Source organism: Nonomuraea basaltis, assembly GCF_005893125.1.
GTDB lineage: Bacteria > Actinomycetota > Actinomycetes > Streptosporangiales > Streptosporangiaceae > Nonomuraea > Nonomuraea basaltis.
Map to the genome: position 1 here is coordinate 1 of NZ_VCJS01000288.1, position 13,711 is coordinate 13,711.

A 13,711-nucleotide genomic window follows, 5' to 3' on the forward strand; every position below is an offset into this window, starting at 1 on the left:
TGTGAGTATAAGCGAAGGGCGGAGCCCCCCGCGGGTACATGGTCGGCGGCATGGCCAAGGGCGCGGGCATGCTCGCCCCGGCCCTGGCGACCATGCTCTGCGTGATCACCACCGACGCCGACCTGACCGGCGAGGAGCTCGACGCCACGCTGCGCAAGGCGACCGGCCAGACGTTCGACCGGCTCGACGCCGACGGCTGCATGTCCACCAACGACACCGTGCTCCTGCTGTCCAGCGGCGCATCCGAGGTCAAGCCGGACCTGGCGGAGTTCGAGCAGAGGGTCACCGAGGTCTGCGCCGACCTGGCCAGGCAGCTCCTGGTCGACGCCGAGGGCGCCTCCAAGGCCATCGCCATCGAGGTGGTCGGGGCCGCCTCCGAAGACGACGCGGTCAAGGTCGGCCGCTCGGTCGCCCGCTCCAACCTGCTCAAGTGCGCCATCCACGGCGAGGACCCCAACTGGGGCCGCGTCCTGGCCGCGGTCGGCACCACCGACGCCGTGTTCGAGCCCGACCGGCTCAACGTCGCCATCAACGGCATCTGGATCTGCCGCGGCGGCGCGGCCGGCGACGACCGCTCCAAGGTGGACCTGCGCCCCAGGGACGTGACGATCACCATCGACCTGTCGGCGGGCCCGCACACCGCGACCGTGCACACCACGGACCTGACGGCCGACTACGTCCACGAGAACTCGGCGTACAGCTCATGAGGCTCCCCACCGTGCAGACCAAGGCCGAGGCCCTGATCGAGGCGCTGCCCTGGCTGACCCGCTTCCGCGGCGCGACCGTCGTCATCAAGTACGGCGGCAATGCCATGACCGACGAGGCGCTCAAGGAGGGCTTCGCCGAGGACGTCGTCTTCCTGCACCACGCCGGCCTGCGCCCGGTGGTCGTGCACGGCGGCGGCCCGCAGATCAGCAGCGCGCTGGACAAGCTGGGCATCGAGTCCACGTTCACCGCCGGGCTGCGGGTCACCACGCCCGAGGCCATGCAGGTCGTCAGGATGGTCCTGGTCGGCCAGGTCAACCGCGACATCGTCGGGCTGGTCAACCGGCACGGCCCGTTCGCGATCGGCATGTCCGGCGAGGACGCCCACCTGTTCACCGCCGTGCGCAAGCACGCCGTCGTGGACGGCGAACCCGTGGACATCGGCCAGGTCGGCGAGATCATCAAGGTCGACGCCGGCGCGGTGCGGGCCCTGATCGACAACGGCCGCATCCCGGTGATCTCCAGCGTCGCCAGGGGCGACGCCGGAGAGATCTACAACGTGAACGCCGACACCGCCGCCGCCGCGCTGGCGGTGGCGCTCGAGGCACAGAAGCTGATCGTCCTCACCGACGTCGAGGGCCTGTACGCCAACTGGCCCGACGACACCGACGTGATCGACGAGCTCGGCGCCGACGAGCTGGCGACGATGATGCCGACGCTGTCCAGCGGCATGGTCCCCAAGATGGAGGCCTGCCTGACGGCGGTCCAGGGCGGCGTGCCGCGGGCCCACGTGCTCGACGGCCGCGTCCCGCACTCCCTGCTGCTGGAGATCTTCACCAATGAAGGAATCGGAACGATGGTGATGCCCTGATGAATCTGTACGAGAGGTTCGAGCAGGCCTTCATGCCCAACTACGGCGTCCCCCCGGTCGCCTTGGCCCGCGGCGAGGGCAGCCGCGTGTGGGACGTGGACGGCAAGGAGTACCTCGACTTCATCGGCGGCATCGCCACCAGCTCGCTCGGCCACGCCCACCCCGCCCTGGTCGAGGCCGTATCCAAGCAGGTCGCCACCATCGCGCACACCAGCAACCTGTTCCTGCACGAGCCCGAGGTGCTGCTCGCCGAGCGGCTTCGCACGCTGCTGAACGCCCCCACGCGGGTCTTCTTCGCCAACTCGGGCACCGAGGCCAACGAGGCCGCGTACAAGCTGGCGCTCAAGTACGGCCGGCGCGAGGGCCGCTCCTACTTCGTCGCCGCCGAGAACGGCTTCCACGGCCGCACGATCGGCGCCCTGTCCCTGACCGGCAAGCAGTCCATCCGCGACCAGTTCGGCCCGTTCCCGGTCAACGTCCGCTTCGTCCCGTACGGCGACGCCGACGCGCTCAAGGAGACCGTGACCGGCGACTGCATCGCGGTCTTCCTGGAGCCCACCCAGGGCGAGGCCGGAGTGGTCCCGCCGCCGGACGGCTACTTCGAGGCCGCCCGCGAGATCTGCGACTCGACCGGCGCCCTGCTGGTGGCCGACGAGATCCAGTCGGCGATCGGGCGTACCGGGCACTGGTTCGCCCACCAGGCCGACGGCGTCACCCCCGACATCCTCACCCTGGCCAAGGGCCTGGGCGGCGGGCTGCCGATCGGCGCGTGCGTGGGGTTCGGCGACGTGGGCAGACTGTTCGAGAAGGGCGACCACGGCTCTACGTTCGGGGGCAACCCGGTCTCGTGCGCCGCGGCGCTGGCGGTGCTGGACAACGTGGATCTCGGCCACGTCCGCTCGACCGGCGCGCGGCTGCGCACCGGCCTCGAGGCCGCCGGCCACCCGCTGCTGAAGGGCGTGCGCGGGCGCGGCCTGTGGCTGGCGGCGGTGCTGAACGAGCCGCGCTCGGCGCAGGTGCAGCAGGCGGCCGCGGCGGCGGGCTTCCTGGTGAACGCGCTCCAGCCCGACGCGGTGCGTCTCGCGCCGCCGCTGGTCGTGACGGCTGACGAGGTGGACGCCCTCGTGGCGGCATTCCCGGCGATTCTGGCGGAGGCGGCAAAGTGACCAGACACTTCCTGAAGGATGACGACCTGTCGCCCGCCGAGCAGGCGGAGGTTCTCGAGCTCGCCGCGGTGATGAAGAAAGACCGGTTCGGCTACCGGCCGTTCCGGGGCCCGCAGACCGTCGCGGTGCTGTTCGACAAGCCGTCGGCGCGCACCCGCATCTCCTTCCACACCGGGATCGGCGAGCTGGGCGGCCTGCCGCTGGTCGTCGACAACGTCTCGGTCCTGATGGGCCGCGGCGAGCCCACCGCCGACCTCGCCAGGGTGCTCGACCGCCAGGTCGCCGCCATCGTCTGGCGGACCACCGGCCAGGAGCTCATCGACGAGATGGCCGCCAACTCCCGCGTGCCGGTCGTCAACGCGCTCACCGACGAGTTCCACCCCTGCCAGATCCTCGCCGACCTGCAGACCGTCCAGGAGCATCTGGGCCGGACCGCCGGGCTCACGCTGACCTTCCTCGGCGACGGCGCCAACAACATGGCCCACTCCTACCTGCTCGGCGGCGCTACGGCCGGCATGCACGTGCGCATCGCCGCCCCGGCCGGCTACCAGCCCGACGCGGTCATCCTCGACCAGGCCGCCGCCATCGCCGCCAAGACCGGCGGCTCGGTGGTCGCGCTGACCGACCCGGTCGCCGCCGCCCAGGGCGCGCACGTGATCGCCACCGACACGTGGGTGTCGATGGGCCAGGCCGGCAAGGAGGCGCGGGTGGCCGCGCTCATGCCGTACCAGGTCAACAACGAGCTGCTGGAGCACGCCGCGCCGGACGCGATCGTGCTGCACTGCCTGCCGGCCTACCGCGACTACGAGATCACCGGCGAGGTGCTCGAAGGCCCGCGCAGCGTCGTGTGGGACCAGGCCGAGAACCGGCTGCACGCCCAGAAGGCGTTGCTGCACTGGCTGGTGACCCACGGATGACGATTCCGGCGACCAAGGCGGGCCGCCAGGCGAAGATCACCGACCTGCTGCGGCGGCAGGCCGTGCGCTCCCAGCCGGAGCTGGCCAAGCTGCTGGCCGACAGCGGCGTCGAGGTCACCCAGGCCACGCTCTCGCGCGACCTTGACGAGCTCGGCGCGCTCAAGCTGCGCGCCGAGGACGGCTCCCTGGTGTACGCGCTGCCCGGCGAGGGGGGCGACCGGATCCCGGTCGCCCGGCTGGGCACCGGCGAGTCCCCGTCCGCGCGACTGCAGCGTCTCGCCGAGGAGCTGCTGGTCAGTGCCGAGGCTTCAGCCAACTTGGTCGTCGTGAAAACACCTCCGGGCGCGGCCCAGTTCCTCTCCTCCGCCATCGACCACGCCGACTGGGAGCCCATCCTCGGCACGGTGGCCGGCGACGACACGATCCTCGTCATCAGCCGCGACCCGGCGGGCGGGCAGGCCGTCGCCGACGCGCTGCTGAAGCTGGCCGACCGACGTAGTTAGCCCACCTCCGGGTGGGCGTTCCGCGCACTATCAGAGACTTTGAGACTGGAGAGAATGACATGACCGAAAGAGTGGTTCTCGCGTATTCCGGTGGTCTCGACACCTCCGTCGCCATCCCGTACCTCGCCGAGAAGATGGACGCCGAGGTGATCTGCGTCGCCGTGGACCTCGGCCAGGACGGCGAGAACATGGAGGTCATCCAGAAGCGGGCCATGGACTGCGGCGCGGTCGAGTCGGTCGTGGTGGACGCCAAGGAGGAGTTCGCCGCCGACTTCTGCGTGCCCGCGCTGCAGGCCAACGCCCTCTACATGGACCGCTACCCGCTGGTGTCGTCGCTGTCGCGCCCGCTGATCGTCAAGCACCTGGTGTCGGCGGCCAAGCAGTTCGGCGGCACGGTCGTCTCGCACGGCTGCACCGGCAAGGGAAACGACCAGGTCCGCTTCGAGGCCGGCCTGGCCGCGCTCGCCCCCGACCTGAGGGTCGTCGCGCCCGCCCGTGACTTCGCCTGGACGCGCGACAAGGCCATCGAGTACGCCGAGGCCAAGGGCCTGCCCATCGAGACGTCGAAGAAGAACCCGTTCTCGATCGACCAGAACCTCTGGGGCCGCGCGGTCGAGACCGGCTTCCTCGAGGACATCTGGAACGCCCCCACCGAGGAGGTCTACTCCTACACCTCCGACCCGTCCCGGCCGCGCGAGGCCGACGAGGTGGTCATCACGTTCGAGCAGGGCGTCCCGGTCAAGGTCGACGGGCGTTCGCTCACGCCGTACGAGATCGTCGTCGAGCTCAACAAGCGCGCCGGCGCCCAGGGCGTCGGCCGGATCGACATGGTCGAGGACCGGCTCGTCGGGATCAAGTCGCGCGAAGTGTACGAGGCGCCGGGCGCGATCGCGCTCATCGCCGCCCACATGGAGCTGGAGAACGTCACCGTCGAGCGCGACCTGGCCCGCTTCAAGCGCGGCGTGGACCAGCGGTGGAGCGAGCTCGTCTACGACGGCCTGTGGTTCTCGCCGCTCAAGACCGCCCTCGACGCGCTCATCGCCGAGGCCCAGAAGCACGTCTCCGGCGACATCCGCATGACCCTGCACGCCGGCAACGCCACCGTCACGGGCCGCCGCTCCGAGGAGTCCCTGTACGACTTCTCGCTGGCCACGTACGACACCGGCGACACCTTCGACCAGTCGCTCGCCAAGGGCTTCGTCCAGCTCTTCTCGCTCCCCGCCAAGATCGCGGCCGCCCGGGACAGCAAGAAGAGCTGAGTTGCACTATGGTCGCCGCCGGAGCGCAGGAGCTCGGGAGGAGAGCGCGAGGCACGATGCCAACGAGCAACGAAGCGGGCGCGACCGTTAACAGAGCAAAAATGGAGGAGATTTACGGTGAGTGATGGCAAGCCGATGCGGCTGTGGGGCGCACGCTTCGAAGGCGGACCGGCCGACGCCCTGACCCGGCTGTCGGTGAGCGTGCACTTCGACTGGCGGCTCGTGCCGTACGACCTGGCGGCGTCCAGGGCGCACGCCCGGGTGCTGCACAGGGCGGGGCTGCTGAGCGACGAGGAGATCGAGCGCATGATCGGTGCGCTCGACGACCTGGAGCGCGCCTGCAAGGAGGGCGAGTTCCGGCCGACGGTCGCAGACGAGGACGTGCACACCGCGCTGGAGCGCGGCCTGCTGGAGCGGCTCGGCTCGCTCGGCGGCAAGCTGCGCGCCGGTCGCTCGCGCAACGACCAGATCGCCACCGACCTGCGCCTCTACCTCCGCGACCATGCCCGCAGGGTCGTCTCCCGCCTGGTCGAGCTGGAGACGGCGCTGATGGCCCAGGCCGAGCAGCACGCCGAGACCGCCGCGCCGGGCATGACCCACCTGCAGCACGCGCAGCCGGTGTCGTTCGGCCACCAGCTGCTGGCGCACGTGCACGCGTTCGCCCGCGACATCGATCGGATCACCGACTGGGACAAGCGCGCCGCGATCTCCCCGCTCGGCTCCGGCGCCCTGGCAGGCTCTTCGCTCCCGCTCGATCCACAAGCAGTGGCCGAGGAACTGGGCTTCTCAGCGGCCGCGCCCAATTCCATGGACGCCGTCTCCGACCGCGACTTCGCGGCCGAGTTCCTGTTCGACGCGGCCATGATCGGGGTGCACCTGTCGCGGCTCGGCGAGGAGATCGTCCTGTGGGCCTCGCATGAGTTCCGCTGGATCGAGATGGACGACGCCTACTCCACCGGCTCGTCGATCATGCCGCAGAAGAAGAACCCCGACGTGGCCGAGCTGGCCCGCGGCAAGTCAGGCCGGCTCATCGGCAACCTGATGTCGCTGCTGACGACGCTCAAGGGCCTGCCGCTGACCTACAACCGCGACCTGCAGGAGGACAAGGAGCCGGTGTTCGACGCGGTCGACACCCTGCTGCTGGTCCTGCCCGCGATGGCCGGGCTGGTCGCGACCATGCGGGTGAACACCGCCCGCCTGGAGGCCTCGGCCCCCGACGGGTTCGCGCTCGCCACCGACCTGGCCGAGCTGCTGGTGCGCCGCGGCGTGCCGTTCCGAGAGGCGCACGAGGCGGTCGGCCACCTGGTGGTGTGGTGCCAGGTCAACGACAAGGACCTCGGCGACCTCACCGACGACGAGCTGGTCAAGGTGTCGCCGCACCTGACGCCCGACGTACGCGGCGTGCTCAACGTGCCCGGCGCCCTGGCCGCCCGCAAGGCCTACGGCGGCACCGCGCCGGACCGCGTACGCGACCAGCTCATCGCGCTCCGCGAGGCGGTCGACGCGCAGGCGGCATGGGCCGCGGGGAGTTGAGCCCCGCCGCGCTGCCGCGGAGCTTCTTCGACCGGCCGTCGCACGAGGTGGCGCCCGACCTGCTCGGGCGCGTGCTCACGCACGGCAGCGTGGACGGCACTGTCGCCGTGCGCCTGACCGAGGTCGAGGCGTACGGCGGCCCCGGGGAGGACCCGGCGGCTCACACCTACCGCGGCAGGACGCCCCGCAACGCGGTCATGTTCGGCCCGCCCGGGCACCTGTACGTGTACTTCACCTACGGCATGCACTTCTGCGCGAACCTGGTGTGCCTGCCCGACGGCTTCGGCTCGGCCGTGCTGCTGCGGGCGGGCGAGGTGGTGGCGGGTCTCGACGAGGCCCGCCGGCGGCGAAACGGCGGGCGCACGGCCGGCAGCGGAGGCCGCAGGCCCATCCCGGACCGGGACCTGGCCCGCGGTCCGGCCCGGCTCGCGGTGGCCCTCGGCCTCCTGCGCGAGCACAACGGCCTCGACGCCATCCAGGAGGGCTCGCCCCTGGGCCGGCCCCGGCAGTCGGCCACCATGCTCGAAGGAGCCCCGGCCGACCCCGCGTCGATCAGGTCAGGCCCCCGCACCGGTATCTCGACGGCCAGGGAAACCCCGTGGCGGTTCTGGATCGACGGAGACCCGACCGTGTCCCCGTATCGTGCTCATGTGCCGCGCCGCCGCAGCGCCGCCGCCACCTCCGTGGGAGAGGCGCCCAGCTCATGAGGACTGAAGATGTGCAGGTTGTCACCGGTGTCGATCTCCAGCATCTCGCTCCGGAGCCCCCACCTCCTGCGGACGTCCACCTTGATGTCCCAGATCGCGTCCCAGGGCACGTGCCGCTTGCCCGCGAACCCGTGCACCACGGTGATCCCGCTCTCGTCGGCCGCCAGCCGCTCGGGAACGAGCACGTCACGCAGCCCCATAGCGCCCACCAGGACGGCCGCGGGAACGGCCAGGATCACGCCGCGGACATCGCCTTCCATCCACCAGTAGACGGCGAGCCCGGCACACACCAGACCCCCTAAGATCTTGAAAACGGCCAGCTCGCGACGGACCTTCCACATGGAGACAGAGCGTATCCAAGTGGCGGGCGACCGGGGTGATCAGGCACGCTGTAACCATCCATATGTCTAACTACTGGAAAGCCGACGCAGTGACCGACATTCTTGATGAACTCGAATGGCGCGACGTTCTCGCGCAGACCACCGACATCGACGCCCTGCGCGAGGCGCTGTCGAAAGGTCCGATCACGGTCTATGCCGGCTTCGACCCGACCGCTCCCTCGCTGCACGTCGGCAACCTGGCCACTCTGCTGATCCTGACCCGTTTCCAGCGCGCCGGGCACAAGCCCATCGGCCTGGTCGGCGGCGCGACCGGCCTCATCGGCGACCCCAGCGGCCGCAGCACCGAGCGGGTGCTCAACACCGCCGAGGTCGTGGCCGAGTGGGTGCAGCGCATCCGGGTCCAGGTGGAGAAGTTCCTGTCGTTCGAGCCGGGGCCGAAGGCCGCCACGCTGGTCAGCAACCTTGACTGGACCGCGCAGATGACGGCCATCGACTTCCTGCGCGACGTGGGCAAGCACTTCCCGGTCAACCGCATGCTGGCCCGCGAGTCCGTCTCGGCCAGGCTCGGCGGCGAGGGGCTCAGCTACACCGAGTTCAGCTACCAGATCCTGCAGGCCAACGACTACCTGGAGCTGTTCAGGCGATACGACTGCACGCTCCAGCTCGGCGGCAGCGACCAGTGGGGCAACATCACCGCCGGCGTCGACCTGATCAGGCGCGTCGAGGGCGCCCACGTCCACGCCCTGACCGGCAAGTTGATCACCAAGGCCGACGGTACCAAGTTCGGCAAGACCGCGGGCGGCGCCGTGTGGCTCGACTCGGCGCTGACCTCGCCGTACGCGTTTTACCAGTACTGGCTCAACGCCGACGACCGCGACGTGATCCGCTTCCTGAAGGTGTTCACGTTCCGCACGCGGGAGGAAATCGACGAGCTGGAGAAGGCCGTCGCCGACCGCCCGTTCGCCCGCGAGGCGCAGCGTGCTCTGGCCGAGGACCTGACGACGCTGGTGCACGGGGCCGATGAGCTGGCCGCGGTGGTGGCCGCCTCCAAGGCTCTGTTCGGGCAGGGCTCGCTGGAGGAGCTGTCGGCATCCACCCTGGAAGGCGCGCTGGCCGAGGTCCCGAAGGCCAAGATCGACGCGCTCGGGGTGCCGTTCGTGGACCTGCTGGCCGACAGCGGCCTGGTGGAGTCGAAGTCGGCGGCCCGGCGGGCGGTGAAGGAGGGCGGGGCGTACCTCAACAACGTCAAGATCACCGACGAGTCCTACGTGCCGGCCGCCGCCGACCTCCTGCAGGGGCGCTTCATGGTGCTGCGGCGCGGCAAGAAGTCGATCGGCGGCGTCGAGGTCGGCTGACCTTTCTCGGCCGAGCGGGCCTTTCCGGCGGCGGAGAGGCCCGCTTTCGCGCGATCCCCTGTCAGCGGTTCACCTGCGCGTGAACAGCGCCACCGTCAGCCCCGGCAGATCGGCGGAGTGCTTGGCCAGACTCAGCTCGAACCCCGCCCGCTCCACCTCCCCGACGCGCGGAATCCCGTCGCCTTCCAGCCCCGACTTCTTGCTCCCGCGCCAGACCACCCAGACCCGCTCACGCCCCTCCAGCGCCGCCGGAACATCGGACCCCTCGGGGTAGCCGAAACCGTCGGGCGACGGCACGTCACCGGACTTCAGCACATCGACGGGCATCAGTGAGTCCGCGTAGTACTCGAAGCCCGTACGCAGCTGGCTCTGCCCGTAGACGATCGCGTCGTCGGGCTCGGCCTTGATCACGCGCAGTGCCCAGGGGATGTTCTCGAACCGCCCGTTCTCCTCCCGCACGTCGAGATGGTCCGGGAAGGACAGCACACATCCGAGCACCACGACCGCCACCCCCGCCACGAGGTGGAACCGGGAGATGGCCGCCACGGCCAGCCCGGCCAGCAGCGATAGCGCCGGCGTGGTCACGAAGAGGTACCGGTCGACGTAGACCGGGGTCACCAGGTGCGACACCGCGAGCAGCAGCAGCGGGGGCAGGACCAGCCAACCGGTCAGCGCGAACACCCACGCCCGGTCCGCCACCCGCGGCTCGGCCGCTGACCGGCCGGTTGCGTGCGGGTCCGCCTCTCGCAAGCGTGCCTCGAGCGGGCCGGCAGCCGGTGAACCCGCGCCCCGGGCTCCGCGCCGCGCCGTCCACAGCAGCGCCGCCCCGGCCAGGGCCATCGCGAACAGCAGCACCCCGAGCGCGGTCGTCCCCGCCGCCATCTTGGGGAACTTCAGCCACACCTCCGGCCCGCGCTGCGGGATCCAGCTGATCGCGTGCCGCTCGCCGTACCCGATCAGGCCCAGCACGGCGGCGGGCACGCAGCCGGCGGCCAGCGCCGCCATCATCCGCACCAGCACCGCCCGGCGTGCCAGCGCCAGGTGGGCGGGCAGGACCAGCACCGCGAACAGGTGTGTGGAGCACACGAGCGCGACCGCCACGCCATAGCCCACCCACCGCCTGCCATCAGGGCGCTCGATGACCCGGTGCAGCGCCCAGAACGAGAAGGCGACCGCCGCGGCGGCGAAGGCGTACGGCCTGGCGAATGCGCCGAAGTAGGACACTGACGGGAGGATCGCGAAGATGGCGGCCGCGATCACGCCGGCCCGGGTGGAATGCAGGCGCCGGCCCAGGTCGGTCAGCAGCCAGGCCGCCACGCCGATCGCCAGCGCCGACGGCAGTCGCAGCCACAACTCCGCCGTGCCGGCCTTCGCCCAGAAGTGCATGAACGCGTAGTACGGCAGGAAGTGGCCGTCGATGTGCTGCGCCAGCTCCCACATCCCCGCCAGCGACCGCGACGCGGCGCTGATGGTGGCCAGCTCATCGCCGTTCAGGGTCGCGGAGCCCGTTCCCGAGAACGCCGCGCCTCCCGCGAGCAATGCCATCCACCAGGGGGTCGACGTGCGGAGACGTTCGGCGGGACGGGCTGGTGGAGCCAGTGTGGCGGCAGTGGTCACCGGGGCAGGATACGCGCCGTAGGGTCGGGAGTATGGCCAACGTGATCGTTTTTGACCTCTATGGCGTGATAGCCCGTACCCAGTCTCCCGAGGCGCGGCAGCGGATCGTCGCGCTGGCGGGCGTGCCGGGGGAGCGGTTCTGGGAGGCGTACTGGGCCTGCCGGCCCGCCTATGACGCGGGCCAGGACGGCGCCGCGTACTGGGGCGCGGTGGCGGACCAACTCGGTACGCGCTTCGCGGACGTGCCCGCGCTCCTCGCGGCGGACCTGGACAGCTGGTGCCACGTGGACGCCGACATGGTGGCGGTAGTGCACGAGCTCGCGAACCAGGGGCACCGGCTGGGGCTGCTCTCGAACATCATCGAGGACCTGGTGCCGATGTGGGAATCACGGCATGGGGAGTGGCTCGGGCGGTTCGCGGCGTTGACGTACTCGTGCCGGATCGGGGTCGCCAAGCCGGAGCGGCGGGCGTACGAGATCTGCGCGGAGAGCATGGGCGTGGCGCCGCGGGATGTCCTGTTCTTCGACGACAACGAGGTCAATGTCGTGGCGGCGCGGGAGGCGGGGATGGCGGCGGAGTTGTTCGTGTCGCCGGAACAGGTGCGTGCCCTGTCGCGGGCGGTCATGCGCTGATCGCTCAGGCGCGGTCGGCGCCGTCGAGCACGAGGAGTGCGGCCAGGGCGGCGTCCTTGTGGTCTCGCGTCCACGGCGTACCGACCTGGGAGCGCAGCCCGTCGACCCGCCCCGCCGCGTCCGTGCCGAGCATCCGGGCCGCGATGTCGCGCAGCTCCTTGAAGTCGTACCGGCTGACCGCGAACCCCGCGCCGCGCGCCGCGTCCATCAGCGCTTCGTGGTAGAGCTCCCCCTCGGCGCCGTGCAGGTAGTGATGCTTGCTCAGCACCGTGGCGAGGTCGTCGGGCAGCGCCATCCGGCCGGCGCCGACCGCCCCGAGATCGAGCGCGACGCCGAGCACGTCGTGCCCGGCCCCCGCCAGCTCCCGCGCGGCCGTGTCGAGGGCGTCGCGTGCCGCCGCGTGGGCGGCGCGCTCCACGCGGGCGATCAGCTCGCCCGCCGCTGCGAGATCGAGCCCGGCCGCGGCGTGATAGGGCTGGTCGGGCAGCGACGGATCGTCGAGCAGCGTCACCCGCTCGCGCAACAGCACCCGAGGCGCCTCAGGCGCGCCCCCCACCGCGACCAGCACCGCCCAGCCGCAGTGATCCCGCACCCCGAGCGCCGCCGAACCCACGCCGGCTCACCTCCGTGTCACTGACTGGTGGTACGTGTCGGCTTCACAACGATCACAACTCGCCGGTCGGCGTCGCCGACCGGCCGCTCGTACGCCAGGCCGTAGCGCGTGGCCAGCACGTCGAAGAAGTCGCCCGACGGGTCGGGCTCCGTCCGCTCGACCACGCCACGGATCTCCAGATAACGGTACGGCTTCTCAGGGTCGTTGATCGAGACGGCAACATGCGGATGTTCTACGACATTTTTGTACTTGCGGCGGTTCGTGGTGGTCGTGAACCGCAGGAACTCTCCGTCCCACACGGTCCAGACCGGGTTCACCGCGGGCGTGCCGTCCGGCCCGATCGTCGCCAGGTGGGCGAACAGCGGCCGGTCCAGCAGGTCCTTGTGGCTTTCCGGGATCATCGCGCCCTCTTCTCCCTGTCCTTGTCGTCTTCATCGACGCTCATACAAGCCCGACAATATCAAAGTTTTGATGCTTATCAAGACTCGAATCATTGTATGAGGTTGTACGATCCCCGATATGGGGATGCCCGCAGGTGAACGGCTCGGTCTGGACATCAAGCGCGCCGAGCAGGCGCTGATGGCCGCCAAGCAGCTCGCCGTCAGGCCGGCAGGGCTGACCGTTCCCCAATACGCGGCACTCTTCGCACTCGCCGACAGTCCGGGGATCTCCGGCGCGGCACTGGCGCGGACGTGCCTGGTGACGCCCCAGGCCATGACCGTCGTCCTCAAGAACCTGGAGGAACGGGGCCTCATCGAACGCTCGCCGCATCCCTGGCATCGCAACATCCTCGAGACCCGGCTCACGGAGGCCGGGCGGGCGGCGTTGGCGGTGGCGGACGAGAAGGCCGTGGTGATCGAACGGGCGATCGCGGCCGAGCTCACGGAGGCGGAGCGGGCGACGCTGCGGGACCTCCTGGCCCGATGCGGGAAGGCCGTGGGGCGCGCCGCATCGGAACTCTGAACGGCTGGGGCCTGGCGATTTGACGTGTCGCGAATCCCGACCTAATCTTTCACTTCGCCCCGGGAGTGAGCCGGACGCCGGTCAGGCGGACGGGCCCCAGGGCAAGCCCCTTGATATGACGAGCCACTCGGCAGAGCCGCTTCGGCGTGCTCGAGCCCGAGTCGTTCCTGGGGACGTCGAACTCGCCGGAAAATCGGTTGATTCGACAAGCTCAGAATGACACGGTAAGTTAAGAGGGTTGCCCCGGAAGCGGGGCGACATCTTAGACAGGTTCGACCGGCTGTCGGCAAATCTCCGGATTTGACACGGAAGCGGTAGATCTGATAAGATAGCGAACACGAGAGGTGCGCCTCCGAAGCGGGGACCGTAAGGGTTTCCGGTGAAGATGTACGCGTCCGTTTTTTGAGAACTCAACAGTGTGTTAAAAGCCAGTGCATGATGCACAACCCCGTCATTGATTTGACGGATTCCTTTGGTTGACATCCATCGGTTGGTGGGTGTTGGCCAGGTGATTGATTTTCCAAGCATT

The 13,711-nt window shown here is 70.1% G+C and carries 14 protein-coding genes and 1 pseudogene; 11 read left to right on the forward strand and 4 right to left on the reverse strand.

Going from position 1 to position 13,711, the window contains the following annotated elements; genetic code table 11:
- Positions 1–32: 32 nt before the first annotated feature.
- The 8 genes and pseudogenes from EJK15_RS61045 to EJK15_RS61080 all read left to right on the forward strand — a co-directional run.
- Positions 33–707, forward strand: a pseudogene (locus EJK15_RS61045) (bifunctional ornithine acetyltransferase/N-acetylglutamate synthase); the annotation flags it as partial.
- Positions 704–1,576, forward strand: a complete 873-nt coding sequence (gene argB / locus EJK15_RS61050) for an acetylglutamate kinase (protein WP_138719522.1) — start codon at positions 704–706, stop codon at positions 1,574–1,576. The pseudogene EJK15_RS61045 and the gene argB, both read left to right, overlap by 4 nt.
- Entirely contained in the window at positions 1,576–2,742 is a 1,167-nt protein-coding gene (locus EJK15_RS61055; protein WP_138719523.1) for an acetylornithine transaminase, read from the forward strand. Before argB ends, EJK15_RS61055 begins: the two co-directional genes overlap by 1 nt.
- Entirely contained in the window at positions 2,739–3,659 is a 921-nt protein-coding gene (argF, locus tag EJK15_RS61060; protein ID WP_138719524.1) for an ornithine carbamoyltransferase, read from the forward strand. Before EJK15_RS61055 ends, argF begins: the two co-directional genes overlap by 4 nt.
- Positions 3,656–4,162 carry an arginine repressor gene (locus EJK15_RS61065; protein WP_138719525.1) on the forward strand — a complete coding sequence of 169 codons (507 nt, stop codon included), beginning with the start codon at positions 3,656–3,658 and terminating at the stop codon, positions 4,160–4,162. Before argF ends, EJK15_RS61065 begins: the two co-directional genes overlap by 4 nt.
- A 59-nt stretch (positions 4,163–4,221) precedes the next feature.
- Positions 4,222–5,421, forward strand: a complete 1,200-nt coding sequence (locus EJK15_RS61070) for an argininosuccinate synthase (RefSeq protein WP_138719526.1) — start codon at positions 4,222–4,224, stop codon at positions 5,419–5,421.
- A gap of 135 nt (positions 5,422–5,556) precedes the next feature.
- Complete coding sequence (gene argH, locus EJK15_RS61075; protein WP_138719534.1) at positions 5,557–6,954, forward strand: argininosuccinate lyase; 1,398 nt, start codon at positions 5,557–5,559, stop codon at positions 6,952–6,954.
- On the forward strand, positions 6,936–7,661 hold the full coding sequence (locus EJK15_RS61080) for a DNA-3-methyladenine glycosylase (protein WP_138719527.1): 726 nt from the start codon (positions 6,936–6,938) through the stop codon (positions 7,659–7,661). The genes argH and EJK15_RS61080 overlap by 19 nt, the downstream gene beginning before the upstream one ends.
- On the opposite strand, the gene EJK15_RS61085 is transcribed toward EJK15_RS61080, so the two are convergent.
- Entirely contained in the window at positions 7,601–8,002 is a 402-nt protein-coding gene (locus EJK15_RS61085) for a PH domain-containing protein (RefSeq protein ID WP_138719528.1), read from the reverse strand. The genes EJK15_RS61080 and EJK15_RS61085 overlap by 61 nt on opposite strands.
- A gap of 89 nt (positions 8,003–8,091) precedes the next feature.
- On the opposite strand from EJK15_RS61085, the gene tyrS reads away from it, so the two are divergent.
- Positions 8,092–9,357: a tyrosine--tRNA ligase gene (gene tyrS / locus EJK15_RS61090; protein ID WP_138719529.1), complete on the forward strand. Its 1,266-nt coding sequence runs from the start codon at positions 8,092–8,094 to the stop codon at positions 9,355–9,357.
- A 69-nt stretch (positions 9,358–9,426) separates the two neighbouring features.
- Here the strand turns inward: tyrS and EJK15_RS61095 are convergent, their stop codons facing one another.
- The gene (locus tag EJK15_RS61095) at positions 9,427–10,974 is read right to left on the reverse strand and encodes a glycosyltransferase family 39 protein (protein WP_240777940.1); all 1,548 of its coding nucleotides are present in this window, start codon (positions 10,972–10,974) and stop codon (positions 9,427–9,429) included.
- Positions 10,975–11,015: 41 nt separating this feature from the next.
- On the opposite strand from EJK15_RS61095, the gene EJK15_RS61100 reads away from it, so the two are divergent.
- Positions 11,016–11,606 carry an HAD family hydrolase gene (locus EJK15_RS61100; protein WP_171075255.1) on the forward strand — a complete coding sequence of 197 codons (591 nt, stop codon included), beginning with the start codon at positions 11,016–11,018 and terminating at the stop codon, positions 11,604–11,606.
- A 4-nt stretch (positions 11,607–11,610) separates the two neighbouring features.
- Here EJK15_RS61100 and EJK15_RS61105 read toward each other — a convergent pair whose 3' ends face one another.
- Together EJK15_RS61105 and EJK15_RS61110 are read right to left on the reverse strand one after the other, a co-directional pair.
- Positions 11,611–12,219: a hypothetical protein gene (locus tag EJK15_RS61105; RefSeq protein ID WP_138719532.1), complete on the reverse strand. Its 609-nt coding sequence runs from the start codon at positions 12,217–12,219 to the stop codon at positions 11,611–11,613.
- Positions 12,220–12,236: 17 nt separating this feature from the next.
- Positions 12,237–12,620, reverse strand: coding sequence for a PPOX class F420-dependent oxidoreductase (locus tag EJK15_RS61110; RefSeq protein WP_138719533.1), 384 nt, complete (start codon positions 12,618–12,620; stop codon positions 12,237–12,239).
- 118 nt (positions 12,621–12,738) lie between these two features.
- On the opposite strand from EJK15_RS61110, the gene EJK15_RS61115 reads away from it, so the two are divergent.
- Positions 12,739–13,182: a MarR family winged helix-turn-helix transcriptional regulator gene (locus EJK15_RS61115; protein WP_206061967.1), complete on the forward strand. Its 444-nt coding sequence runs from the start codon at positions 12,739–12,741 to the stop codon at positions 13,180–13,182.
- Positions 13,183–13,711: the final 529 nt, after the last annotated feature.

Bases quoted from the DNA above. Each gene is read 5' to 3' on its own strand.
- argB (WP_138719522.1), top strand. From the start codon at position 704: ATGAGGCTCCCCACCGTGCAGACCAAGGCCGAGGCCCTGATCGAGGCG.
- EJK15_RS61055 (WP_138719523.1), top strand. From the start codon at position 1,576: ATGAATCTGTACGAGAGGTTCGAGCAGGCCTTCATGCCCAACTACGGC.
- EJK15_RS61065 (WP_138719525.1), top strand. From the start codon at position 3,656: ATGACGATTCCGGCGACCAAGGCGGGCCGCCAGGCGAAGATCACCGAC.
- EJK15_RS61070 (WP_138719526.1), top strand. From the start codon at position 4,222: ATGACCGAAAGAGTGGTTCTCGCGTATTCCGGTGGTCTCGACACCTCC.
- argH (WP_138719534.1), top strand. From the start codon at position 5,557: ATGCGGCTGTGGGGCGCACGCTTCGAAGGCGGACCGGCCGACGCCCTG.
- EJK15_RS61080 (WP_138719527.1), top strand. From the start codon at position 6,936: ATGGGCCGCGGGGAGTTGAGCCCCGCCGCGCTGCCGCGGAGCTTCTTC.
- EJK15_RS61085 (WP_138719528.1), bottom strand. From the start codon at position 8,002: ATGTGGAAGGTCCGTCGCGAGCTGGCCGTTTTCAAGATCTTAGGGGGT.
- EJK15_RS61110 (WP_138719533.1), bottom strand. From the start codon at position 12,620: ATGATCCCGGAAAGCCACAAGGACCTGCTGGACCGGCCGCTGTTCGCC.
- EJK15_RS61115 (WP_206061967.1), top strand. From the start codon at position 12,739: ATGGGGATGCCCGCAGGTGAACGGCTCGGTCTGGACATCAAGCGCGCC.